Below are 22,899 nucleotides of genomic sequence, written 5' to 3' on the forward strand. Positions count from 1 at the left end.
AACATGCTGCCGCGAGGCGACCTCCGGCACAACGCCGCCGTAGGGCTGATGCGCCAGAATTTGTGTAGAAACCACATTGCTGAGCACCTGCCGGTCGCGCAGGATAGCGACAGCAGTTTCATCACAGCTTGTTTCGATTGCTAAAACAGTAGACATTGATGATCCAATTCAAGCTTCTTGCTTAAGTTTACGTAAACTTCTTTTAAGAGCGTAACTTGAGGTGACAGACCTTGAGGGTATGATTGCACTCACAGCCCAAATTTTGAGCCAGCTGCTCAGGTTTGGGAAATCTTTCAACGTTTTTTGTAAATCAAGGGAAACAATATCCATGCGAAAATTGTTTGCTCTGGTGCTTGTCCTGTTTCTGTGGATGCCTTTTGCTGCCCCCGCTTCGGCGGATGTCGCGAGCCTGACACCCTGCGGTCAGTCAAAAGCGTTCCTCCAGCGTGCGGCAAACGCTACGACACCACAGGCGAAAGCCCGGTTTGACAACTATGCCAAGTCTCAAGTACTCTGCGGGCCTGAAGGACTGCCTCATTTGGTGGTAGATGGTCGGCTCAGCCATGCAGGTGAATTTCTGATTCCCAGCATTCTGTTTCTCTACATTGCCGGATGGATTGGCTGGGTAGGGCGCGCCTACTTAATCTCAGTCCGCAAAGAGAAAGATGCTGAGATGAAGGAAATCATCATTGATGTGCCCCGTGCCATCAAATACATGCTCTCCGGCTTTGCTTGGCCGCTGGCAGCACTCAAGGAGCTGACCACGGGCGAACTGACAGTCAAAGAGAGCGATATCACCGTATCGCCCCGCTAGCGCCCGATCAATCTGCTGTTTCTTGCGTTTGGAGTTCAAGATTTTATGGATGGACTACCTCGGTATTTTTCACTAGCTCCAGTGCTGTTGTTCGCGCTGCTGATTTTCACAGCCGGACTGCTGATTGAGTTCAATCGGTTCTTCCCCGATTTGCTCTTTCATCCGATGCCCTAGCTCACAGCTCAGGCGGCTACAGACTAAGAGCGATAAACTAAAAGCGGATGCTTGAGGCTAGATTTATCTCGTTTCAGCATCCGCTTTTGCTTGAGTATTTTGTTTGAATCCTAAGCCTGAGGTGCAGCCTCCCCCGCCGCAAACTCTAGCGATACGCCGTTCATGCAGTAGCGCTTGCCAGTCGGCGCAGGGCCATCGTCAAATACATGCCCCAAATGTCCGCCGCAACGACGACAATGGACTTCGGTACGAGTAGAAAAGAACGACTTATCGACGGAAGTCTCGATCGCACCAGGGATCGGATCGTTGAAACTCGGCCAGCCAGTACCACTATTGAACTTGGTATCAGAAACAAATAGCGGTAAACCACAGCCAGCACAGACAAATTCACCTTTGCCATACTCTTTGTCAAGAATACTAGTCCCAGCGCGTTCTGTACCGTGTTTCCGCAATACGCTAAACTGTTCTGGTGTCAGGATTTCCTTCCACTCTGAGTCAGTTTTGGTAACTTCAAATTCGCCTTGTGTCTTCGTCATTGGTGATGATGGGGATAATAAAGATGTGGCAGCAGTACCGATCGGTAATAGTACAGCCGATAATAGAGTTCGTCTTTGCATCTGGTTGATATCTGCGAGAGCTGCTAAAAAACATCTTGTTGGCGGAGCAGCTCCGCTGGAGAGTCACAACCGACGTTGAAAAATTAGGATTATCTATATTTTAACAATTATCTAAAATTGAGGGCACAAATATCGATCGTCCATAGTGCTGCGGCAGAGATGGTGTTACCCACCCCAACCCCCCTTGTAAAGGTGGGGCTTTCCGACTCCCTCCCCCGACCGAGGTGGGACTGGGGTGGGGTAAAGATCCCCGCAGCTAATCAAACAACCCCAAAAAATCCGATGCAATTTCCCGATTTAAACCAACTTTCCCTCGCCCAACAAGTAGCGCAAATGCTGGTAGTCAGAGCATCCAGCCATTTAGGCGACCATCAGATCCAGTATCCAGAATTTGGCGAACGCGATCGCGCCACGCTCAAACATTGGATCGCCGATCTCGGTGTGGGTGGGGTAATTTTTTGGGGTGGGAATGCGGGTGAATTGACGCTCCGCATCCAGCAGTTGCAAGCCTGGGCGATTTATCCCTTGCTGATTGCTGCCGACATTGAGGAAGGAGTCGGACAACGGTTTGCGGGGGGTACCTGGTTTGCGCCGCCAATGGCTCTCAATGCGATCGCCCAGACAGATTTGGCTAAAGCGATCGAGTATGCGCGGCAGATGGGCGCGATTACCGCGACTGAGGCTCTAGCAGTCGGCATCAATTGGCTGTTGGCTCCAGTTGTCGATGTCAACAATAACCCCGCCAATCCGGTGATTAATATTCGGGCGTTTGGAGAGAATCCCGAAATTGTCAGTCAGTTAGCTACCGCATACATCCACGGAGCAGCGGCTTATCCCGTCCTCACCTGCGCCAAACATTTTCCTGGTCATGGGGATACGGGGGTGGATTCACACTGGGCATTGCCCATAATTCCTCACGATCGTGCGCGATTGGACGCGATCGAGTTCCCTCCATTCAAGGCGGCAATTACAGCGGGTGTAGATAGTGTGATGAGTGCCCATTTATTGATTCCCGCGCTCGATGGGGAGCTACCTGCGACGCTTTCACCCCAGATTTTGACTGAGGAATTACGTCACAATTTGGGGTTTGAGGGGTTGATTAGTACCGATGCCTTGGTGATGGGAGCAATTGCCGATCGCTATGGTGCAGATGATGCGCCAGTGATGGCGGTGGCGGCTGGTTCGGACATTATTTTGATGCCTGTAGATCCTGAAATTGCCATTCGGGCGGTGTGTGCTGCGGTAGGATCGGGGCGAATCAGTGCCGAGCGCATCAAGGAGAGCGTCGGGCGGATCTGGCGATCGAAACAGCAGTTGTTTCAAAATTGGGATGGTGTCACGCTCACTCAGTCACCTGTCAATCGTCAACCAGCGGAGTTGACAACTCTCGCCGCACCAGCAGCGATGGCTGTTGCCAAAGGTATGTTGACAGATTCACTCATTGCTCAGGGCGACTTACCATTAACACCCAGCTCTGGCAAAAATATCATCGTCTTAGAAGAGATTCTCGATCCTACTTTCCTCAGTCGCAGTACGCCAGCAATTACCATTCCTGCCAAACTCGGCTATCAACTCCAACTCATCAACCGCCACAGTCCGGCAATCGCGATCGATCCTGAAGATGCCGTTATCCTCCAACTTTTCATTCGCACCAGCCCATTTTCCGGTGGACTGGGAATTACATCGGTAGCGAAACAATTAGTTCAACAATTACTCGCAAATGGACAATTACAAGGATTGGTTATTTATGGTAGTCCTTATTTGATGGCAGATTTTGCACCACTTTTACCATCAGGAATGCCGTGTGTGTTTTGTTATGGACAGATGGCTGCGGCACAATCGATCGCTTTGGAGCGGTTGTTTGGGGACTAGCATTCGTAGTCCGCGTAGGCGGACTTTGCAACATTAGCGGCGACTTTCGTCGCTGACTAACCGAACCCCATTGGGATGCACACTGGTGCGTTACGGCTTGCGCCTAACACACCCTACTGACTGTATGACATGAGTCTAGCGATCGATCCTACCTGACTTGGGAATGACCGATCGCATTCCGCTCTTCTTGCCATCGGTATCGCCGAGATAGCGGGGGATGATGTGAATCGTCGCGTGATTCATGGCTTGTCCCGCCGCTTTATGGATATTTATCCCGACATTAAATCCATCAGGATGAAATTCTTTAGTCAAAATATGTTGAACTTTATTTGCCATCAGCCAACAGGCAGATTGTTCTTTTGGAGGCAAGTCAAAATAATTACTAGTATGTCGCTTGGGAACAATCAGAACATGACCTTTACTGAGTGGATAACCATCAAACATCGCATAAGCTGTCGCTGATTCGGTTAATAAATCGATCTTGCGATGAGGGTTGCAGAAGATACAATTATTTGGTGAATTCCATTGATGGTTGTAATGAACGTATTCATAAATCTCACAATATTCATTGAGCTGAATCGACTTAAATGGTAGCTTAACAATGCATTGATAAGTTTGTTTCTTATGAACATAGTGTTCGCGAAAGCCTTCCTTTTTTAAGTCTCGCCTGACTGCGTAATATGCCTTCCCTCCAGGCTTGAGCAGATGAGCGATATTCATCAATACATCGGCTTGCACTTCTGGCATCAAGACATTGAGTACATAGCAACAGACGATCGCATCAAACTTGCCTTCTGGATAGCTCGGCACATAATGTGGATCGTAACCCGTGATATCCAAACCCTGTTGGTACAATATTTTGACATCATTGCCCATCCCACATCCAAAATCTAAAATCCGACCTTGGAGTAAATCTCGATCGCGTAAATATTGAACGGGTGACGACAATTTGGTGCGATCGATCGCGGTAAGATGGCTAAAATTATTTGCTTGCGTCCTCATGTAATGGGTGTTAATTATCGCTAAATTAATCCCATAATATGCGATTCAATTTTTGTCGTCGAGACTTTAATCATCGCTCGAACCAGAATCAGCCTTATGACTGATGTCGATCGGGGCAATGGGATTCCAAGCAAGTACGTAGCATCTGGGCATCAAAAATAATCGGTAAAAAGTGGATGCTGTTGACTTCTTTAAAGTAAAATAAGATCGGTACGGGTTGCCAGAAGATTTCCCAGTTTGACCATTCACTATAGGGAAATGTGCGAATTACTTTACTACCACGATAGACATTGAGCGTAGTTGGTGTAAATTCTAGTTTAATAATTGCGGTTTGAATTGCTAGGAAAATACCAAAGATGCCGACAATCGCGCCTACCCAGATCTGAATTGCGGCGAGGGGAATGGCGATCGCGATTAGGACGATCGGAATCGTATAATTGGGGGCGAGGGTAGCAGATAGCTGAGTTGGTTCGGGACTAGTTGTCACAGGCTGAAAATCTCGATCGCTACGACTACTCTAGTTTAACAATTAATTCTACGCCCAACCTCGATCGCCGGATGTCTTGCCCACCCGCTACTTGAAGAGAAACGTTAAGATAATTAACAGAAATAGCTCTAAATTCAGGAGACGATCGAGGTTGGGCATGGTGAGACAGGTAACGAATAAAGGATTGTGGGTGGCACTGTCACTGATTGGGATTTGGGCGACGAGTACAGCGATCCTGTTTAGTCTCGATTTGGAGCAACTGCCAAGCTGGGTGAAGTTTGGCGGATTTGCTTGGCAGATGTTTTTATATGTGGGGCTGTTTGTGACGGCACACGATGGGATGCACGGATCGATCGCACCTGCCAATCGGAAGTTGAATGATGCGATCGGGAGCTTGGTATTATTTGTGTATGCGATGTTCCCATTTGCCAAAATGCGTCAGATGCACGATCTTCATCATGACATCCCCGCGCGGCATGGCGATCCCGACTTTCACAATGGCAAACGGCGGAATTTTTTTGCTTGGTATTTCAACTTTATGCAGAACTACTGGAGTTGGCTGCGGTTGGGATTATTGATTTTGACATTTCATGCGGTACATCAGGTGTTGCGCGTTCCCGAGAGCAATCTATCTTGGTTCTGGGTGTTCCCATCGGTGATGAGTTCGTTTCAACTGTTTCTATTTGGGACATTTTTACCACATCGCGAACCTGTCAATGGCTATGTGAATGAGTGCCGAGCTACGAGTACGCCTTTCTCGGAGTTTTGGTCGTTCGTGAGCTGTTACCATTTTGGCTATCATGAGGAGCATCACGACTTGCCGCACCTGGGCTGGTGGCAGTTACCAGCAGCACGGAGATTGCGGTTAGTGAAGGAGACTTGACTGAGCTAAGTCTGTTTGAGTTGCAGGGTAGTCCTTTACCCCCCAAACCCCCCCGATTGGGGGAGAACCAGTGTGGGGTACAGATCCCCGCAACTACCCAAACATCCGCTAACTCAACGGCGAGAAGACATCACGATGCGGAGGACATACCAGAACAACAGAGCTACCGACGAGAACAACGACAAAGCAGCCGCAACGTATTGATCTTTGGTAAAGTTGTTGACGATCTGGGAAGTGTCATAGAGGATGGCTGCCATCGCAAATCCCACCATCAACACTGAGAAAAATAAACCGAGTTGAAATTGAAACAAGACGCTACAGACAATTAATCCCAACGCCACAAAACCACCAATTTTGAGTGCGCCACCAAGGAAGCTAAAATCCTTGCCAGTAGTTAGGGCAACTGCGGTCAAACCAACGAACATAAAGGAGGTGAGAATCCCCGCTGTCGGAATGACTGTCGGATCGGACATGATACTAGCCATGTAGATCAGCGGCGCAAATAGCAGTGCCTCCGCGACTACATAGATTCCCAATCCCAGATATTGGAGCGAGACTGAATCCGCTCTACTTGCCAGTCCCCGCGAGAACCAACCGAGGAGTGAAAAACCACCCAATACCGCCAGCCAAGTGAAACCACCACTCAGGGCGCGGGCTAGCGTTTCGGCGATGCCTGACTGAACTAGAACGGTTTCGATCGCGATAAACGCAGCGACGGCACCAGCTAAGTGCAGATAAGTCTTTCTAATAAACTCAGCCCGTGCTTGGGGCTGTTCTTGAGCGACGACGTACATAGATTAAACCTCTAAAATTATCGATTTGGGTAAGTTATTGCTACACCTTGACGGAGCTTTGCCTTAACAATACAACTACAAACTATCTAGCCCCGAATCCAGAAAGCTGTGAAATATCATACATATTCTATACATCCAATCTTAGCCAATCGATCGCGAATTGGTAAATACTGTTATCACTCCTTCATCGATCGGTAATACCGATCCGTTAAATAGCTAAAATCGATCGCAATACTTATCAAAAAGCAGGCATTTAGAGCTGCCACACATTGGATCGCCCAGCACGAAGTCTATAGGCAGATTATGCTAAGAATAGACATCTACACTCCGTCTCAGCCACAACGCCATTAACTGTCAACTGTCAACTGTTAAAAATGATTCATATAGGTTTATTGTGTCCCGCTGAAACTGGTCATCTCAATACGATGTTACCTTTGGGGCAAGAATTGCAACGGCGGGGGCATCGGGTGACATTTTTGGGAATAGTTGATGCGCGGGTAAAAGTAGTCGCGGCTGGTTTGGAATTTCGATCGATCGGTGAGGTCGAATTTCCAGCCGGAGCGAGCGATCGATTGTTTGCAGAACTTGGCAAATTAAGCGGTTTGGCAGCACTCAGATATACACTCAATTGGATCGAGCAATCTGCCCTGATATTTCTAGCAGAGGGGCCAAGTGTCCTCAAAGATGCAGGAATTGATGCGCTCTTGGTAGACCAAATCGCCCCAGAAGGTGGTCTGGTTGCCGACTTATTAGATTTACCATTTGTGACTATTTGCAGTGCCTTACCATTCAACCAGGAGCCAACAATTCCGCCATTTTTTACGACGTGGATTTATAATCCGGCTTGGTGGGCGGTGCTTCGCAATCAGGTGGTGTATCAGCTCACCAATCCAGTTGGTCGATCGATGCAAGCTTTGCGGAGAAATTATCGCAAATCGTGGCAATTACCACCCGAAACTAGCCCCGATTCGCAATTGGCAGTATTGACCCATCAACCCGCAGAGTTTGAATACCCCAGACAAAACTTACCCGCTTATTTTCATTTTACTGGCCCGTACCACAATCAAACTAGTCGCAAGCAAGTTGACTTTCCGTGGGACAAATTGACAGGCAAGCCGCTGATTTACGCGTCGATGGGGACATTGCAAAATCAATTAAGTGAGGTGTTTCTCGCGATCGCTAGTGCTTGTGTCGGGTTGGATGCTCAATTGGTCATTTCCCTCGGTGGAGCTAGTCTAGAGAGCCTCCCAGAGCTGCCTGGAGATCCGCTCGTCGTTAGTTACGCGCCACAATTGGCACTCTTGGAACGCGCCGCCGTCGCAATTACTCACGCGGGGATGAATACCGCGCTGGAATGCTTGACTTATGGCGTCCCGATGGTGGCAATTCCGATTACCAACGATCAGCCTGGAGTTGCAGCGCGGATTGCTTGGACTGGTGCAGGCGAGATCGTTCCCTTGTCAAAGTTAACGGCAGTGCGGCTGCAAACAGCTCTCACCTCGATTTTGACTACACCCAGTTATCGCCAAAACGCACTCCGACTCCAGCAAGCGATCGCCACATCTGGCGGGGTCAGTCGTGCGGCTGATATCATAGAACAGGCTATCTCTACTAGGAAACCAGTCGTTCGGACATGAGCAAACAGACGATCGAATTGAGTAAGTATACTGCTGCTTATACGAGTATCGGTGAGGGGATACCAGTAATTTTACTACATGGCTTTTTTGGTGATGCTTGGACGCTAGATGCGATCGCCCAAGGCTTATCAGCTCATTATTGTTGTATTAGTTTAGAACTATTGGGATTTGGGGATTCTTCTAAGCCAGATATTCGCTATCTAATCGGCGATCATGTTGACTTTTTACAAGAGTTTCTACTTGCTAAAAAAATCTCGACTTTTTATCTACTTGGTTATTCTTATGGTGCCTGGGTAGCGGCTGCTTATGCGATCGATATTCAAGATAAGGCGATCGCAATGCCCCAACTCATCGGCACGATCCTGATCGCTCCAGCAGGGATTAGAGATGATAGTTTTGTCGGTCGTTATGATTATCTCAAACCGTTATTGTGGCAAACACCTGTAGTTGATTGGGTGCTAAAGGCGATCGCCCCATTTGCACAGGTATTCGGCAACCAGAAATCATTTAATACGATCCGTGCGGCACGGGAGGCGATTGTCAGTCAACCCGCCGCGAGATCGTTCTTGATCGATCGACTCAAGCCAGAGGATGCTGTCGATACTGTCGAAAACGATCTCGATCGCATTGCCACTCCGACTCTCGTCATTGCTGGAGCTAGCGACGGTACGATCCCCCTGTGGCATTCTCAAACCTACGCCGAGAAGATCCCCCACGCTAGGATCGTCATCATCCCTGACGCCGATCACGATCTGGTGCAGACTCATAGTCAAGCGGCGATCCAAGCGATTCTAGACTACTGGCAGTAAGTTCACGGAGATCGATCGACCTCTCTACAGGAGCTAGCTAGACGCGATCGATATTTGACGATTTAGCAACCATAGCGGCAACACGTTGGTGTCCGCCGCCAATGGGGGCTAGCCACCACATCGTTCGCTCCGCTGGAGCCATCGAGTCATGTGAGGCGATCGCGATCGCCAGTCGCTTGGAAGCAATGGTGTGTGAATGCTAAGATTAGTACTGATAAAGACTAAAATTAATTAGCAATAAATCATAATGAAGTTAAGTTTTCGGCGGATGATAACAGGCTTATTGTTGCCTGTATTGCTGGTCGTCATCGCATTAGTCACGGTCAGTATTTATCCACAAGTAGCAGTGGCAGACGATTTTACCAAAGCAACTTTGCCTATTGATTCTGATTTTTCGGGTAAAGACCTCACTACTTTTGAGTTTACTCAAGCTAGTGTGCGTCGAGGCAAATTTGTGAATGCAAATCTCACTGGCGTGAGTTTAATTGGTGGAGATTTTGATTCCGCCGATATGAGTGGGGCGAATCTAACCAACACTTTATTAGATACGGCTCGACTGACACGCGCCAATCTCACTAATGCCATTTTAGTCGGTGCATCTGCTTCTGTTACTAATTTCGAGGGTACAATTATCGATGGTGCGGATTTTACAGATGTATTGCTCAGAAAAGATATCCAAATGAAGCTGTGTAAAGTAGCTAAGGGTACCAATCCTACTACAGGTAAAGATACCAAAGAGTCGTTGGAATGTCCATAATTTAGAGCGAGTACATCGAAATTAGTGATGGGTGGGCACTGCCCACTACATACATTTTTGAAAAGTTGATATTTAGCCTACGACGCTGGACTCGATCGCGTATACTGGCACCTGGAGAAAATAGTTGCGTTTAAATTGTTCTTCTTCAATCGCTGCTAAGAATTGTCGGACGGCATCTAGAGCATACAAGTCAGACTCTTGGCGGTTTAACTGTTGAAATCGCGAGATCGTGACTCGATTGGGATCGGTTGCTAAGGACACGACAAAACCGATGGCAACTAAAGCATCCAAACCTAGTTTTGAGGTGCGATCGCTAATATTTAGTTGCGCTCTAAATAGCTCTAGCTCGATCGCCGTATCACTTGTCATCAGGTATTTAGCCATGCCTATTAGCTGTTGTAATATCTCTCGACTAGTGGCGAGATTGGTAGACTGATAATTGAGGGCTAATTTACTCTGAGTTCGGATCGCTTGACGGCAATGAGCGTGTAATTCAGTCCAATCGCTGGGACAATCAGTCACCCAGACAATCGCGCCGAGATCGGCGGTGGTTGGATCGACTGTTTCTTTTCTAAAATCCAGTATTTGTAATGGTTCTGGTCGAGTAGTTGTTTGAAGTTGAACCTGTCGAAATCGATCGATTGGATTGATGACTACTGCTGGACGCACTGCCACCAATCTGATTTCAAATCGCTTGTCATAAGAATTAAAATCTAGTTCGACGATCGCATCACAAGCTACTCGCGGAATCTCATGTTCATAGTGTCCCCACCAAATACCTGGAAATCCTTTGGGACTAGTAGCATCGACTAGCTCGAACTTAGTCCGAATATATTGAACGGTTTTACCTTTGAAATCTTGAATATTTTTGTTTTTAATATCCTTAAATTGGCAATTTTTGATTAGTAATTTTGGCACTGGATTGCCCATGCCATAAGGTTCGAGCAACAACAAGTCTTCAAATAACTCTCGTCCACTTGCTTGATTCAGATCCGCAACCGTTACAATCAGATCGATCGCGATCGCTGGTGGTGCGATCGTCCCAATTTTGGCTTGTAACTGTTGATTTATCGCTTCAGTAAATACAGCAATATTCTCTAGATTGATACTCATCCCGGCGGCAAAAGGATGCCCACCAAAACTATTGAGTAAATGTGCTTGCGAATTGACTAATTGATAGAGGTCGATATTTTGAGTCGATCGCGCCGAGCCTCTAGCAACTTTGACTTTTTCCTGACTGGGATCGCCATCACTATTCGTACTCAATAAAATCGTCGGTTTACCATGCTCCTGAGCAACTTGTCCAGCCACTAAACCCAAGACTCCTGGCGACCAATTGCTATCTACCAAGACAATTACCGCAGTAGTAGATAAATCTAGCTCATTTAATTTAGCTTGAACTTTACTAGTCGTATTCTTTTGCAACTCCTTCCGCCGCGTATTTGCCAGTTCGGTTTCGGCGGCTAGCTCATGACAACGTTCGACATCTTTGCTCGTCAGCAACTCCACCCCAAAACTCGCATCACCATGAATCCGACTAATCGCATTAATGCGCGGCGCAATCCCAAATGAAATATCCGTCGGTCGATCGCCACTCCGTTTACACAGTTGTAATAACTTATTTACCCCTGGACGAAAGCCATCAAGATTGGGCTGATTTTGCAGTGTCAATCGCTTAATTCCCTGCTGTGCGAGGTAGCGACAATCGCCACTCAGTTGCACTAGATCGGCAATCAAACCGATCGCGACTAAATCTAATAAATACTCAACAGGCTGCTTGGGAATATCTGGCAAAGTTGCATACAAAGCCTCCACTAATTTGTAAGCAACCGCTACACCAGCCAGATTGAATAATGGATGGCTAGACTCGAAATAACGGGGGTTGATAATCGCCGCTACAGGTGGACGTTGTGGGGGTAAAGTATGGTGATCGGTGATGATGATATCAACGCCTAATTTAGCTGCATATTCAATTTCTTTGATATTCGTACTACCCGTGTCGCAAGTAACAATCATATCGATTCCTTGCGCTGCCAATCTTTTAACCCCCGCCATGTTTAGCCCGTGCGATTCCTTCAGTCGATCGGGAATATAATAACTGAGCTGTTCCCCCCGCGCGAAAAACTGCCCTAAGCCATCCCAAAGCACACTAGTCGCTGTCACTCCATCCGCATCAAAATCACCCCAAATAGCCACATTCTCGGCATAGATGTAGGCTTTTTTGAGTCGCTCGACTGCTGCCGTCATCTCGATTCCAAAGGCAAAAGGACTACTCGGCTGATATTTATCACAATCCACATAACCAGGCAGGCGATCGATCTCCCGTATCCCCCGCTGCCATAATAATTGAGCGGCATATTTACCATTTACCGTAGGCTTACACGCCCGAATTGCCGCGACAAATTCAGCAGGGATGTCTAGTTGAGGTGGGAGTTGCCAGTCTAAGATCGAGGTTGCCATATTTAGATTGTTCTTAGTGCTAATTCAATAAAACAAATGTCTAGGTATTTGGGGAATTTATCGATACTGGAAACCATTTGAGGCAACGACGCAGGTAGATAAGGATAATTATCGATCGCGTGCGCCGTTACATAGTCTTATTTAATCACTACCTCTCAACTTATCTAAAACACTACGATCTTCTAGAGTAGAAGTATCTCCAGATACTTCCTTACCTGCGGCTAAATCGCGTAATAATCGGCGCATTATCTTACCCGATCGAGTCTTGGGCAAGGCATCGGTAAAACGAATTTCACCTGGACGCGCGATCGCCCCAATTTCGACACCGACGTGTTTTTGCAACTCTTTTACTAAACTTGCATCGCCGACAAAATTACTATTTAAAGTCACAAAGGCGACGATTTCTTCACCTTTAATTTCATCTGGTTTGCCCACAACTGCGGCTTCGACTACCGCAGGGTGAGAGACGAGCGCGGATTCGAGTTCCATCGTGCCCAGACGGTGCCCAGAGACGTTGAGAACATCGTCGATGCGTCCCATTACCCAGAAGTATCCATCTGCATCCTGACGCGCCCCATCCCCCGCAAAATACATGTATTTGCCATCTTTGGGGGCGATGTGTTCCCAGTAGGTTTTGCGGAAGCGTTCGTCGTCACCGTATACTGTCCGCATCATCCCTGGCCACGGATGTTTGATGGCTAAGTAGCCACCATTATTGGCGGGGAGGGTTTCACCATCGAGATCGACGATCTCAGCGATGATGCCAGGAAAGGGGCGAGTAGCGGAGCCTGGTTTAGTGGAAATTGCACCAGGGAGGGCGGTAATCATGATGCCGCCAGTTTCAGTTTGCCACCAAGTATCGACGATCGGACATTTTTCTTTACCGATAACGCGGTGGTACCACATCCAAGCTTCGGGGTTGATGGGTTCGCCGACGGTACCCAGGAGACGGAGGGACGCGAGATTGCGGGCGTTGGGCAGTTCTTCGCCCATTTTCATGAAGACACGAATGGCGGTGGGGGCGGTGTAGAAGATGGTGACACCGTATTTTTCGATAATGTCCCAGGTACAGCCTGGTGTGGATGGGCGGGTTACCCCTTCGTACATGACAGTGGTTGCGCCGTTGGATAATGGCCCGTAGACGATGTAACTATGTCCGGTAATCCAGCCGACATCGGCAGTACACCAGTAGACATCGGTATCGTTGAGATCGAAAATCCATTTGGTGGTGATGTGGCTGTAGAGATTGTAGCCACCAGTGGTATGTACTACGCCCTTTGGTTTGCCAGTACTGCCGGAGGTATAAAGGACGAATAACATATCCTCGGCATCCATTTCGACGGCGGGACAGTCAGCGGATACAGTGGGTTGGATTTCGTGCCACCAGACATCTCGCCCCTCAATCATCGGGATTTCTTGCTTGGTGCGCTGTACGACCAGTACACTTTGGACTGTGGGACAAGCATCATTTTCTAAGGCTTTATCTACCTGAATTTTTAGCGGGACAATCGCATCTTTGCGCCAACCACCATCAGCAGTAATTACGGCTTTAGCGTTACCATTCGCCAACCTGTCTCGCAAAGCTTCGGCACTAAAGCCACCAAAGACGACGGTATGTACCGCCCCAATTCTCGCACATGCCAACATCGCGATCGCGGCTTCAGGAATCATCGGCATATATATCCCGACTAAATCCCCTTTAACTACACCCATCTGTTTGAGGGCATTCGCCATCTGACAGACTTCGCGATGCAACTGAGCATAAGTCAGGGTGCGCGAGTCACCTGGTTCGCCTTCCCAGATTAATGCGGCTTTATTCTTGCGCCAAGTAGTGAGATGTCGATCGAGACAATTATACGAGATATTGATCTTACCGCCTGTAAACCACTTAGCAAATGGGGGTTGCCAATCCAAAACGTTGTCCCATTTTTTGAACCAATGCAGCTCGCTCTCGGCGAGTTCTGCCCAAAACTGTTCGGGATTGGCTTGAGCGCGGGCGTAGAGAGCTTCATACTCTGCCAAGCTCTTAATCTGTGCGGCTTGGGAAAATTCTGCTGAGGGGCTAAATAGCCGCTCTTCCTGGAGCGTAGATTCGATTGAGTTATCTGACATGGTAGGAGCAGAGATTAGTTATCGATTATTATGCAATTAATTATCCCCCAGTTAGTGGGACAAGTTGTTAGTTGCTGGATCGATGTAGGATCGATTAAACACTCGTTCGTAATTTTTGTTAGGATCGAACTACTACACTATCCACCAAATGAGTATGAGTCCGGTCGAACGAATGACAATCGATAAGATCCACACCTTACCGACAGACTTACAGCAGCAAATATTAGCATTTGCCGAATTTATAGAACTTAGAGCCAAATCCAATTTAGATGCCAATATTCAAGCATCAACGGATCTAACCGCAGGTAACAAAAGACAGGGATTCGGTCTTTGGAAAGGCGCAATTACCATTCATGATGATTTTGATGAGCCATTGGCAGATTTTGAGGAATACATGTAATGAGAGTGCTGATAGATACGCACGCACTTCTTTGGTCTCTTCAAGGCGATGCTAATTTAATTAATTTAGCACTGGCCACGATCGAAGACAAAGATAATGATGTATTCGTCAGTATTGCAGGTCTTTGGGAGATTGCGATTAAATCAGGACTGGGAAAACTTAAACTTCAACGACCTTTTGAAAATTTGGAAGCCGATCTGCAACGACTAGACATTAAAATTCTGCCAATTGCTTTTGTCGATCTTGATATCTACCGCTCCTTATAGCAGTCGCCACATCGGTTAAGACACTCTAGATCTCAGTCCGCGTAGGCGGACTTTGCAGCACTAGCGGCGATTTTAATCGCTGTGCTGTCCTAACCGCCTTGGCGGTTGCTATACCATTGCATCATCGCGATCCATTCGACCGGATTTTGATAGCACAATCAATCGGTAATTCTCTGACTATTATCACTCGCGACCCTCTGTTTGAGCCGTACTCAATTCGAGTGATGTGGTAGTGTAGATACATGAACACATCCTCAATTCGATCGATCGAAACTGTGAATGATTCCATATCATACCCATCTCAAAATCATCGCGAGACATATTATCTGTCATTTCAGTAAGATTATTACATGCTATAGAACCCATTTGAGATCTTTTAGATGATAGCGAAGCGCTGCATTGGCAGGTCGAGTAAGATCGACAAAGTTGAGGGAGGAAAAGTTTGTATGGGTTCTGGAAAATTTCTAATTTTGCTGCTATCTTGTTGGCAAATAGGAGCTAGCTCTGCGGTACAAGCTGCTGGTGAAAATTCAGTCCCGCTAGCGCAAGGCACAATCGAAATAGTGGAGCGGAAGGTTCCTTGTTCTACAGCAGAATTTAGCTATTTTTTTCGTGTTTTTGTGCGCGGATTAAACGATCGTGTGCCCAGAACGGCTGTTCGCAATGCCTATGTTTGGCCTCAGATGGAAGTTCGGAGCGCTCAAAACCCCAGTCAACTATTATTAACTGCGCCCAAGCAAGATTATATTGGTGATGGCTTCAAGATTGGATTACAGCAAAACTTATGGATCTATTTAGACCCACAGGTGTTAACTGGTAACTATCCAAGGTTAGAGGTTAAGTTCAAACCCCTTACCCGTCAAAAAATCAGAGTTGAATACAGCCAAGCTGAGTATGCACCAGTAGCCAATGCTAGGGCAAATCAAGAGCGACTGGTAAAAACTTTTGGCAAATCAGGAGCTTATATTTTCGAGCATCGTTTGGGCTGTTGGCGGTTGACTCAAGAACTAAGATCTTCTAAAACGGGTAACTAAACATTTAAGGTACAATCAATTTATTACGATTATTCGCACAAAAAGGCATTCATGCTACCTACTGAATTTGAAGATCTTCAGGAAGTATTAATTAACTACAATCGTGCCATCGATTGCTGCCCCAATGCTTCTGACTACAACGATCGTGGCTTGCTGAAAGCGTGTAAGCTTCAAGACATGTATGGGGGATTAACGGACTTCGATCGAGCTATTCAACTCGATCCCAAAAATGCTGATGCCTACGTCAATCGCGGTTTACTAAGAAACGAAATTTTGGGCGATCGCGCTGGTGGAATTGCTGATATGCAACAAGCAGCCAGATTGTATCAACAGCAGGATAATACTAAAGATCATCAAGTGATACTTGAGCTGATAAAATATGCCATTGAGGAGTTGTCGCTTTGTCCATACAGGTGGTCGAGTTTTCTTCTTCTGGGGTAATAATGGCTCGATCATTTCCCACTCTTTATCTGTCAAATCGCTTGAATATTCCATCTCTGACCCCACCTTACTCTAATTTACCTACTCTGCATTGATTCTACGCGACCTGCCAAGGCAGCGCTTCGCTATCGCCCAAAAGATCTCAAATGGGTTCTATATTCACCTTAAAATTTTTGTTAGACATATCATCCATATGGAACCGAAAAACAGGGAGGTAGATTGCTGTGTTTGCGCTCATATAGCTCGTAAAATTCAATAGGGAGTTGATAGGGATAATCTGCAATAATGACATTTATTTCATCAATGCTCAATCTAGGTGGGTGTAATTGCCCCTTTGCATATATTTCTTGATTGAGTTCATAAATGCGTTGCGAGGAAAGTCCTGTTCTTTCTTCCTCTGGTGTCAGTAAATTATCTCCGTATCTTCCACAGTAGCCCATGAGTACATTATTGCGAGGATTTTTCTCGGCAGCGATCGCGATTCGCTCGATTACATCATTCATTGACATGGGAGATACTTGAATTCGTGAGGATCTGTAAATAGCAGTTATTGTGGGCGATTGAAAAGATATTCGCTAACTCGATTTTGTTGAGTTTGCAAGCCACGGATATCATCTGAAAAATCAATGAGTCGGCTATCGACTTCATTCAGACGGAGATCGACTGTGTGCATCCGATTGTCAATTTTAGCGAGTTTAGTTTTGATTTCAGCTACTTCAGCTTCAAGAGTAGCTAACCTAGATCCAATATTATCTACTTTATTCTCTAGGCGACTGTTGCTAGCAACTAGATCGGTGAACTGGCGTTCGTTATTCGCAAATCCAGATTGAATGGCTTGGAGAATGGCTTCGTTATTTTCACTCATCTTTTTAGCCTTAGTATTGATATTTTATTATAGTAATGTTTTGTTGTCGATCGACTAATTCATCCAGACATCGTTAAACCCGCGATCGAGCTACAGAGATTGTCCACTGCTGAAAGATTGCGGTAAAATTGACCTAAAGATATGTCAACCAATCGGTCATTAAATTTAGTAACAAATGACGACTACAACCTCACGATCGATCGATAAACCTCTTTGGCAGCAGGCTTTAGCTACACCCGCGTCCGAATTTCCCCAAACGCAGCTCCAGATCCTCTCCGGCGCGATTCCGGATGGCTTGCGCGGTATCCTTTATCGGAATGGCCCCGGACGGCTCGAACGTGGCGGTCAGCGGGTCGGACATTGGTTCGATGGGGATGGAGCAATTTTGGCAGTTAAGTTTGCTGACGGGGCTGCTAGTGGGGTCTATCGCTACGTTCAGACAAAGAAATATCAGGAAGAAAGTCAGGTCGATCGGTGGTTGTATGGTAATTATGGAATGCTCCCCTCTGGCAATCTCTGGGAAAGATGGGGTAAATCGCTGGGAAATGCTGCCAATACCTCGGTTTTAGCTTTACCCGATCGATTGTTGGCACTCTGGGAAGGTGCAGAGCCACACGCGCTAGATTTAGATACTTTAGCAACGCTCGGGACGGATAATTTAGGTAGCGATATTGCTCCATTGGTTTATTCGGCACATCCCAAAGTCGATCCGATTTCTGGACACATATATAACTTTGGCATCTCGATCGGCGCGCAACCAAAACTCAATCTATATGTGAGCGATCGCAGTGGTAAAGTCATCCAATCTACTCAAGCTAAGTTGCCCAGACTGACGACAGTTCATGACTTTTTGATGGTTGGTAAATACTTAGTTTTTTGCATACCCCCGATCGAGATTCAACCACTACCGATTTTATTTGGATTAGCTAGTTATAGTGAATCGATGCGGTGGCAGCCAGAACTCGGCACCCAGATAATGATATTCGATCGTGAGGATCTCAGTCTAGTCAGTAACTTCACTACCGAGCCTTGGTATCAATGGCATTTTGGTAATGGTTATGTTGATGCTAACGGTAATATTATCTGCGATTTAGTTCGCTATCCAGATTTTGGTACCAACGAGTTTTTGCGAGAAGTTGCGGCTGGTAAAACCCACACCGAAGCGATCGGTACACTTTGGCAACTAGTCATCGATCCGACTGCTGGTAAACTGATTAGTAGCGAACAATTGAGCGATCGCAGTTGTGAATTCCCACTAGTCGAAAGTTCTCAAGTCGGGCAAGTATGGCGATATACATATCTAGCTGTTCACAAGCCAAATGCGGTTCTCAATCGCGAATTAGTCGGTACTATCGGACGATTCGATCGACATACCAGCACTTTAACTACTGCCAATCTTGACAGTCATTTATACCCCACCGAGCCGATTCATGTTGTCGATAAATTCGATGCTAGCAAAGGCTGGATTGTGACAGTTATTTATGATGGCGAACAACATCAGAGTGAAGTTTGGATTTTCGATCGTGACAGGTTAGATGAATCGCCAGTCTGTCAATTAGGTTTACCTAATGTAGTGCCGATGGGCTTTCATGGTACCTGGAAAAGTAACTAAAATATCATGCTCTCCTAGTCGTCGATACTCTTCCATTGTCCAAAAAAGATCCCCTACTTCTTGAAAAAGTAGGGGATCTGGCATTAACTTTAACGAAACTAACCGATACTTGAAGGTTCTTTCTCTTTGGCTAAGAACTTCTCTAACTCAGTCAATGCTTCTGCATCGACTTTGGTCTGCATCGGGCAGAATTTAGGGCCACACATCGAACAGAATTCCGCAGTTTTGTAAATATCTGCGGGGAGAGTTTCGTCGTGATATTCTTTCGCCCGTTCGGGATCGAGGGAAAGTTCAAATTGACGATTCCAATCGAAGTTATAACGCGCCTTGGACAGCTCATCATCGCGATCGCGTGCCCCCGGACGGTGACGGGCGATATCGGCAGCGTGAGCGGCAATCTTGTAGGCGATCAGACCATTGCGGACATCTTCAGCATTGGGTAAGCCGAGGTGTTCTTTGGGAGTCACGTAGCAGAGCATCGCGGTACCATACCAGCCAGCCATTGCCGCGCCGATCGCTGAGGTGATATGGTCGTAACCAGGTGCAATGTCGGTAACCAGTGGCCCTAAGACATAGAAAGGAGCCTCTGAGCACTCTTCCATCTGCTTTTTGACGTTGAACTCGATCTGATCCATTGGGACGTGTCCGGGGCCTTCTACCATCACTTGGATGTCATGTTCCCAGGCGCGGCGGGTGAGGTTACCGAGGGTTTTGAGTTCGGCGAGTTGGGCTTCGTCGGAGGCATCGTGGGTACAACCAGGGCGGAGTGAGTCGCCTAGACTGAAGGACACATCACATTTTTTGAAGATTTCGATGATGTCATCGAAGTGGGTATAGAGGGGATTTTGCTTGTGGAAATGGAGCATCCACCGCGCGAGGATACCACCACCACGCGAGACAATCCCTGTCAGTCGATTGCGAACGAGGGGGAGATGCTCGATCAAAATACCCGCATGGATGGTTTGATAGTCAACGCCTTGCTGGGCATGTTTTTCGATGATGTGCAAGAAATCATCAGGAGTGAGATTTTCGACACTACCGTGGACGCTTTCTAAAGCTTGGTAAATGGGAACGGTACCGATGGGAACGGTCGAATTTTTGATGATTTCGATCCGAATATCATCAAGATTACCGCCACCAGTGGAGAGATCCATCACGGTATCAGCACCGTATTTGACAGCTAGAATCAGTTTGTCAACTTCATCTTGCATGTTGGAAAAGCTGGGTGATGCACCAATATTGGCATTCACTTTACAGCTAGATGCAATCCCGATCGCCATTGGTTCGAGATTGGGATGATTGGTATTTGCCGGGATAATCATCCGTCCGCGTGCGACTTCCGAGCGGATTAGATCTACAGGGAGACGTTCGCGCTTGGCGACGTGGTGCATTTCTTCGGTTTCTACGCCCTGACGCGCATAGTGCATTTGGGAGACATTGGCTTGTCCGCTACGTTTGGCAATCCATTCAGCACGCATATTCAATTTCCTATCATAAACAGCTTCCCTCCGCTGGCATTACCCAGACTCAGGTGCAAGGGTATGTTCTCAGCCCGACTGGTTTCGGACACCCCTAGCTATAGTTGTAGATCTTAGCATTTACGGCTGAGTTTGGGTTAGCTGTTGCAAATTGTCCGATCGTGCCCACTAGATCGTCGCACTGACGCTCATCAGGGAATGTGGATGCTCACATCTTTCGCAGGCAGGGGCAATTGCGGCATTGTCTCTGCCTGTACTCCGGTGGCGATCGGGAGAAATAATGTAATCATAGTTCCTCGATCGATCTCACTTTCGATCTGTAGACTCCCATGCTGTAATTGACAAACCTGATGAGCGATCGCCAATCCTAATCCCATCCCCCCTCTGGGTCGGGAATTGTCTCCTCGGTAAAATCGATCGGTTACGCGCGCAATCATCTCAGATGCCATTCCCTGTCCATAATCTTGGATTTGTAAGGGAACATACTTTCTCTGGTGCTGCTCGACTGGGGACAGGACATTCAGGCAGACAATTTTCCCATCAGCGGCATATTTGATGGCGTTGTCTAGCAAGTTGAGAATAACTTGCCCCGTCAGGGCTGGATCGACTTCAACTGTTGGTATTGTCGGTTCTGCATATAGTTTAAGCTCCAAACCTGCTTTACTGGCCGACGGTTGCATTCGCGAGAGGCATTCTTGGGCGATCGCCACGGGAGATACTACTTGAAGCTGAAGTTCGAGCTGTCCCGCATCGGCTTTCGATAGAAACAGCAATTGTTCGACTAGTTGAGAAAGGCGATCGGTTTCGGAGCAAGCCCGCTGTAGGTAGATCTGAGCTTTATCGCCTGTGACTACGCCATCTAGAATCGCTTCGATGCCAACTCTCAAAATAGTCAGGGGTGTCCTCAAGTCGTGGGATACATTAGCAACTAATTCCCGTCGGGCTGTCTCCTGAGCTTGCAAAGCAGTCAGAGTTTGCAGCAGTTTATCTGCCATTTGATTCAGTAGATGACTCAGTTGAGCGAGTTCATCATTGCCTCTAAGCCTAGAGCGAGCGTTATAGTCTCCGGCTTCCAGCCGCTGAGTTTGACGATGCAACTTTTGAAGTGGATGAGTTACCGTGCGTGAAACCAGAACTCCTACAGCGATCGCGATCGCACTTGCAGCGCTCATCATCCCCATTACCATGCCTTTGACTTGCTCGGCGAACTGTCTCGGTCTTCTCAGTGGCATGGCGACGTAAACAGCCCCAATGACGCGATTTTCAGTACCGATCGGAGCTGTACTATAAAGCCACCAAGGATACTCTGCATCAGTTGCAATCCAAAATTGCCCTGTCTGAGCAGCTCCTGAAAGCGTTTTGGAGATCGAATGCGGCGGAAGTTCGATCGCGCTCGAATCGCCGATCCCTCGGCTGGTCACTCGTGCGTTTGCGGTAGAGTCAAACACGATGACCTGAACTTTCTGCTGTTGGCTGGTCAGCTCGGATAATTGGCGCACCAAAGAGGATGCCTGCTGCTGTGAAAGTTGAGCTGCCAATGCGCTGGATTGTCGCTCTAAACTTGCCTGAGCATCGCGCACAAAAAATTGCTTCAAAGCTGAATCTAAGACCCAAGACAACCCCACCAGACTCCCCAAGGTCATCGTCAAAAGTGTCAAGGTTAAACGAGCCGAAACACTCTGCCAAGGTTTCATAATTCCCCCACCACAAAGCGATAACCTATGCCCCAAACTGTCTGTAGATAGAGCGGACGCGCTGGATCTCGCTCGATCTTTTCTCGCAACTTCCGAATATAGACATCGACGACTCGAACATCTCCCTCAAAGTCATAACCCCAAACTTGCTCTAGTAATTGTTCGCGGCTGTAAGCACGTCCGGGCGAACTGACTAACTGTGCTACCAAATCAAACTCTTTCCCCCGCAAATCGAGTAACTTGCCATCGAGAAAGGCTTGCCGCTGGTCGCGATCGATCGCCACTCCCCGCGCCCGTCGCACATCCCGATAACCAATGCTGTAACTGCGTCTGAGCAAAGATTTGAGCCGTGCGACCAGTTCTTTGACGCTGAAGGGTTTTGCGAGATAGTCATCGGCACCGCTCGTTAAACCATCAATGCGATCGGTTTCATCGGCACGGGCAGTCAACATCAAAATTGGCACAAAACAGCCTGCGGTACGCAAAGCTCGACACACCTGAAATCCGTTTAGGTCTGGCAACATGATATCTAGCACCACTAGATCTGGATGAAAACGCTGAACTTGAGCCGTGCCATCTGTACCGTTGGCTGATACCAAGCAACGCCAGCCTTCCCGCTCGACATAAAGTTGTACGGTTTCACACAGATTCGCATCATCATCAATTAGCAAAACAGTTGTAGTAGCCATAG

General features: G+C 47.3%; 23 protein-coding genes, 1 pseudogene and 1 riboswitch. Of the genes and pseudogenes, 11 read left to right on the forward strand and 13 right to left on the reverse strand.

Annotation, left to right across the window (positions count from 1 at the left end):
• Positions 1 to 156, reverse strand: a pseudogene (locus ACEW9I_RS24755) (tRNA (adenosine(37)-N6)-threonylcarbamoyltransferase complex transferase subunit TsaD); the annotation flags it as partial.
• Between the two features lie 172 nt (positions 157 to 328).
• Between ACEW9I_RS24755 and ACEW9I_RS24760 the strand changes: the two are divergent.
• The gene (locus ACEW9I_RS24760; RefSeq protein WP_373543037.1) at positions 329 to 814 is read left to right on the forward strand and encodes a Photosystem I reaction center subunit III; all 486 of its coding nucleotides are present in this window, start codon (positions 329 to 331) and stop codon (positions 812 to 814) included.
• Between the two features lie 45 nt (positions 815 to 859).
• Complete coding sequence (gene psaJ, locus ACEW9I_RS24765; RefSeq protein ID WP_373542998.1) at positions 860 to 988, forward strand: photosystem I reaction center subunit IX; 129 nt, start codon at positions 860 to 862, stop codon at positions 986 to 988.
• Positions 989 to 1,098: 110 nt separating this feature from the next.
• On the opposite strand, the gene msrB is transcribed toward psaJ, so the two are convergent.
• Positions 1,099 to 1,605: a peptide-methionine (R)-S-oxide reductase MsrB gene (msrB, locus tag ACEW9I_RS24770; RefSeq protein ID WP_373542999.1), complete on the reverse strand. Its 507-nt coding sequence runs from the start codon at positions 1,603 to 1,605 to the stop codon at positions 1,099 to 1,101.
• A 282-nt stretch (positions 1,606 to 1,887) separates the two neighbouring features.
• Here msrB and ACEW9I_RS24775 point away from each other — a divergent pair, with 282 nt between their 5' ends.
• Positions 1,888 to 3,477 (forward strand): glycoside hydrolase family 3 N-terminal domain-containing protein, encoded by a 1,590-nt coding sequence (locus tag ACEW9I_RS24775; RefSeq protein WP_373543000.1) that lies wholly within the window; start codon positions 1,888 to 1,890, stop codon positions 3,475 to 3,477.
• A 135-nt stretch (positions 3,478 to 3,612) separates the two neighbouring features.
• Here the strand turns inward: ACEW9I_RS24775 and ACEW9I_RS24780 are convergent, their stop codons facing one another.
• Both ACEW9I_RS24780 and ACEW9I_RS24785 read right to left on the reverse strand, forming a co-directional pair.
• Positions 3,613 to 4,479, reverse strand: a complete 867-nt coding sequence (locus ACEW9I_RS24780; RefSeq protein ID WP_373543001.1) for an HIT domain-containing protein — start codon at positions 4,477 to 4,479, stop codon at positions 3,613 to 3,615.
• Between the two features lie 94 nt (positions 4,480 to 4,573).
• Complete coding sequence (locus tag ACEW9I_RS24785; RefSeq protein WP_373543002.1) at positions 4,574 to 4,966, reverse strand: DUF3119 family protein; 393 nt, start codon at positions 4,964 to 4,966, stop codon at positions 4,574 to 4,576.
• Between the two features lie 157 nt (positions 4,967 to 5,123).
• On the opposite strand from ACEW9I_RS24785, the gene ACEW9I_RS24790 reads away from it, so the two are divergent.
• Positions 5,124 to 5,849 carry a fatty acid desaturase gene (locus tag ACEW9I_RS24790; protein ID WP_373543003.1) on the forward strand — a complete coding sequence of 242 codons (726 nt, stop codon included), beginning with the start codon at positions 5,124 to 5,126 and terminating at the stop codon, positions 5,847 to 5,849.
• Between the two features lie 113 nt (positions 5,850 to 5,962).
• Here ACEW9I_RS24790 and ACEW9I_RS24795 read toward each other — a convergent pair whose 3' ends face one another.
• Positions 5,963 to 6,643 carry a Bax inhibitor-1 family protein gene (locus ACEW9I_RS24795; protein WP_373543004.1) on the reverse strand — a complete coding sequence of 227 codons (681 nt, stop codon included), beginning with the start codon at positions 6,641 to 6,643 and terminating at the stop codon, positions 5,963 to 5,965.
• A 374-nt stretch (positions 6,644 to 7,017) separates the two neighbouring features.
• Between ACEW9I_RS24795 and ACEW9I_RS24800 the strand changes: the two genes are divergently transcribed.
• From ACEW9I_RS24800 to ACEW9I_RS24810, 3 genes are all read left to right on the forward strand, one after another.
• Positions 7,018 to 8,280 (forward strand): nucleotide disphospho-sugar-binding domain-containing protein, encoded by a 1,263-nt coding sequence (locus ACEW9I_RS24800; protein ID WP_373543005.1) that lies wholly within the window; start codon positions 7,018 to 7,020, stop codon positions 8,278 to 8,280.
• Positions 8,277 to 9,089 (forward strand): alpha/beta fold hydrolase, encoded by an 813-nt coding sequence (locus tag ACEW9I_RS24805; protein WP_373543006.1) that lies wholly within the window; start codon positions 8,277 to 8,279, stop codon positions 9,087 to 9,089. Before ACEW9I_RS24800 ends, ACEW9I_RS24805 begins: the two co-directional genes overlap by 4 nt.
• Positions 9,090 to 9,336: 247 nt before the next feature.
• Complete coding sequence (locus ACEW9I_RS24810; protein ID WP_373543007.1) at positions 9,337 to 9,846, forward strand: pentapeptide repeat-containing protein; 510 nt, start codon at positions 9,337 to 9,339, stop codon at positions 9,844 to 9,846.
• A gap of 72 nt (positions 9,847 to 9,918) precedes the next feature.
• Here the strand turns inward: ACEW9I_RS24810 and recJ are convergent, their stop codons facing one another.
• Both recJ and acs read right to left on the reverse strand, forming a co-directional pair.
• A complete protein-coding gene (recJ, locus tag ACEW9I_RS24815; protein ID WP_373543008.1) occupies positions 9,919 to 12,306 on the reverse strand; it encodes a single-stranded-DNA-specific exonuclease RecJ in 2,388 nt (795 codons plus the stop codon).
• 141 nt (positions 12,307 to 12,447) lie between these two features.
• Entirely contained in the window at positions 12,448 to 14,418 is a 1,971-nt protein-coding gene (gene acs / locus ACEW9I_RS24820) for an acetate--CoA ligase (protein WP_373543009.1), read from the reverse strand.
• Positions 14,419 to 14,572: 154 nt separating this feature from the next.
• Here acs and ACEW9I_RS24825 point away from each other — a divergent pair, with 154 nt between their 5' ends.
• The 3 genes from ACEW9I_RS24825 (at position 14,573) to ACEW9I_RS24835 (ending at position 16,118) form a co-directional block, all read left to right on the forward strand.
• Positions 14,573 to 14,818, forward strand: coding sequence for a DUF2281 domain-containing protein (locus ACEW9I_RS24825; protein ID WP_373543010.1), 246 nt, complete (start codon positions 14,573 to 14,575; stop codon positions 14,816 to 14,818).
• Entirely contained in the window at positions 14,818 to 15,084 is a 267-nt protein-coding gene (locus ACEW9I_RS24830; RefSeq protein WP_373543011.1) for a type II toxin-antitoxin system VapC family toxin, read from the forward strand. The genes ACEW9I_RS24825 and ACEW9I_RS24830 overlap by 1 nt, the downstream gene beginning before the upstream one ends.
• Positions 15,085 to 15,530: 446 nt before the next feature.
• Complete coding sequence (locus ACEW9I_RS24835) at positions 15,531 to 16,118, forward strand: hypothetical protein (RefSeq protein WP_373543012.1); 588 nt, start codon at positions 15,531 to 15,533, stop codon at positions 16,116 to 16,118.
• A gap of 258 nt (positions 16,119 to 16,376) precedes the next feature.
• On the opposite strand, the gene ACEW9I_RS24840 is transcribed toward ACEW9I_RS24835, so the two are convergent.
• The 3 genes from ACEW9I_RS24840 to ACEW9I_RS24850 all read right to left on the reverse strand — a co-directional run bounded on the left by ACEW9I_RS24840 (position 16,377) and on the right by ACEW9I_RS24850 (position 17,424).
• A complete protein-coding gene (locus ACEW9I_RS24840) occupies positions 16,377 to 16,613 on the reverse strand; it encodes a transposase (RefSeq protein WP_373543013.1) in 237 nt (78 codons plus the stop codon).
• 131 nt (positions 16,614 to 16,744) lie between these two features.
• Complete coding sequence (locus tag ACEW9I_RS24845) at positions 16,745 to 17,062, reverse strand: hypothetical protein (protein ID WP_373543014.1); 318 nt, start codon at positions 17,060 to 17,062, stop codon at positions 16,745 to 16,747.
• 44 nt (positions 17,063 to 17,106) lie between these two features.
• On the reverse strand, positions 17,107 to 17,424 hold the full coding sequence (locus tag ACEW9I_RS24850; RefSeq protein ID WP_373543015.1) for a hypothetical protein: 318 nt from the start codon (positions 17,422 to 17,424) through the stop codon (positions 17,107 to 17,109).
• A gap of 175 nt (positions 17,425 to 17,599) precedes the next feature.
• Here ACEW9I_RS24850 and ACEW9I_RS24855 point away from each other — a divergent pair, with 175 nt between their 5' ends.
• Positions 17,600 to 19,036: a carotenoid oxygenase family protein gene (locus ACEW9I_RS24855; protein WP_373543016.1), complete on the forward strand. Its 1,437-nt coding sequence runs from the start codon at positions 17,600 to 17,602 to the stop codon at positions 19,034 to 19,036.
• 98 nt (positions 19,037 to 19,134) lie between these two features.
• Here ACEW9I_RS24855 and thiC read toward each other — a convergent pair whose 3' ends face one another.
• The 3 genes from thiC to ACEW9I_RS24870 all read right to left on the reverse strand — a co-directional run bounded on the left by thiC (position 19,135) and on the right by ACEW9I_RS24870 (position 22,897).
• The gene (thiC, locus tag ACEW9I_RS24860) at positions 19,135 to 20,514 is read right to left on the reverse strand and encodes a phosphomethylpyrimidine synthase ThiC (RefSeq protein WP_373543017.1); all 1,380 of its coding nucleotides are present in this window, start codon (positions 20,512 to 20,514) and stop codon (positions 19,135 to 19,137) included.
• 8 nt (positions 20,515 to 20,522) lie between these two features.
• Positions 20,523 to 20,620: riboswitch (TPP riboswitch) on the reverse strand.
• Between the two features lie 85 nt (positions 20,621 to 20,705).
• A complete protein-coding gene (locus ACEW9I_RS24865) occupies positions 20,706 to 22,208 on the reverse strand; it encodes a sensor histidine kinase (protein WP_373543018.1) in 1,503 nt (500 codons plus the stop codon).
• Positions 22,205 to 22,897 carry a response regulator transcription factor gene (locus ACEW9I_RS24870; protein WP_373543019.1) on the reverse strand — a complete coding sequence of 231 codons (693 nt, stop codon included), beginning with the start codon at positions 22,895 to 22,897 and terminating at the stop codon, positions 22,205 to 22,207. Before ACEW9I_RS24870 ends, ACEW9I_RS24865 begins: the two co-directional genes overlap by 4 nt.
• Positions 22,898 to 22,899: the final 2 nt, after the last annotated feature.

Source organism: Chamaesiphon sp., from assembly GCF_041738855.1.
Taxonomy (GTDB): Bacteria; Cyanobacteriota; Cyanobacteriia; order Cyanobacteriales; family Chamaesiphonaceae; genus Chamaesiphon.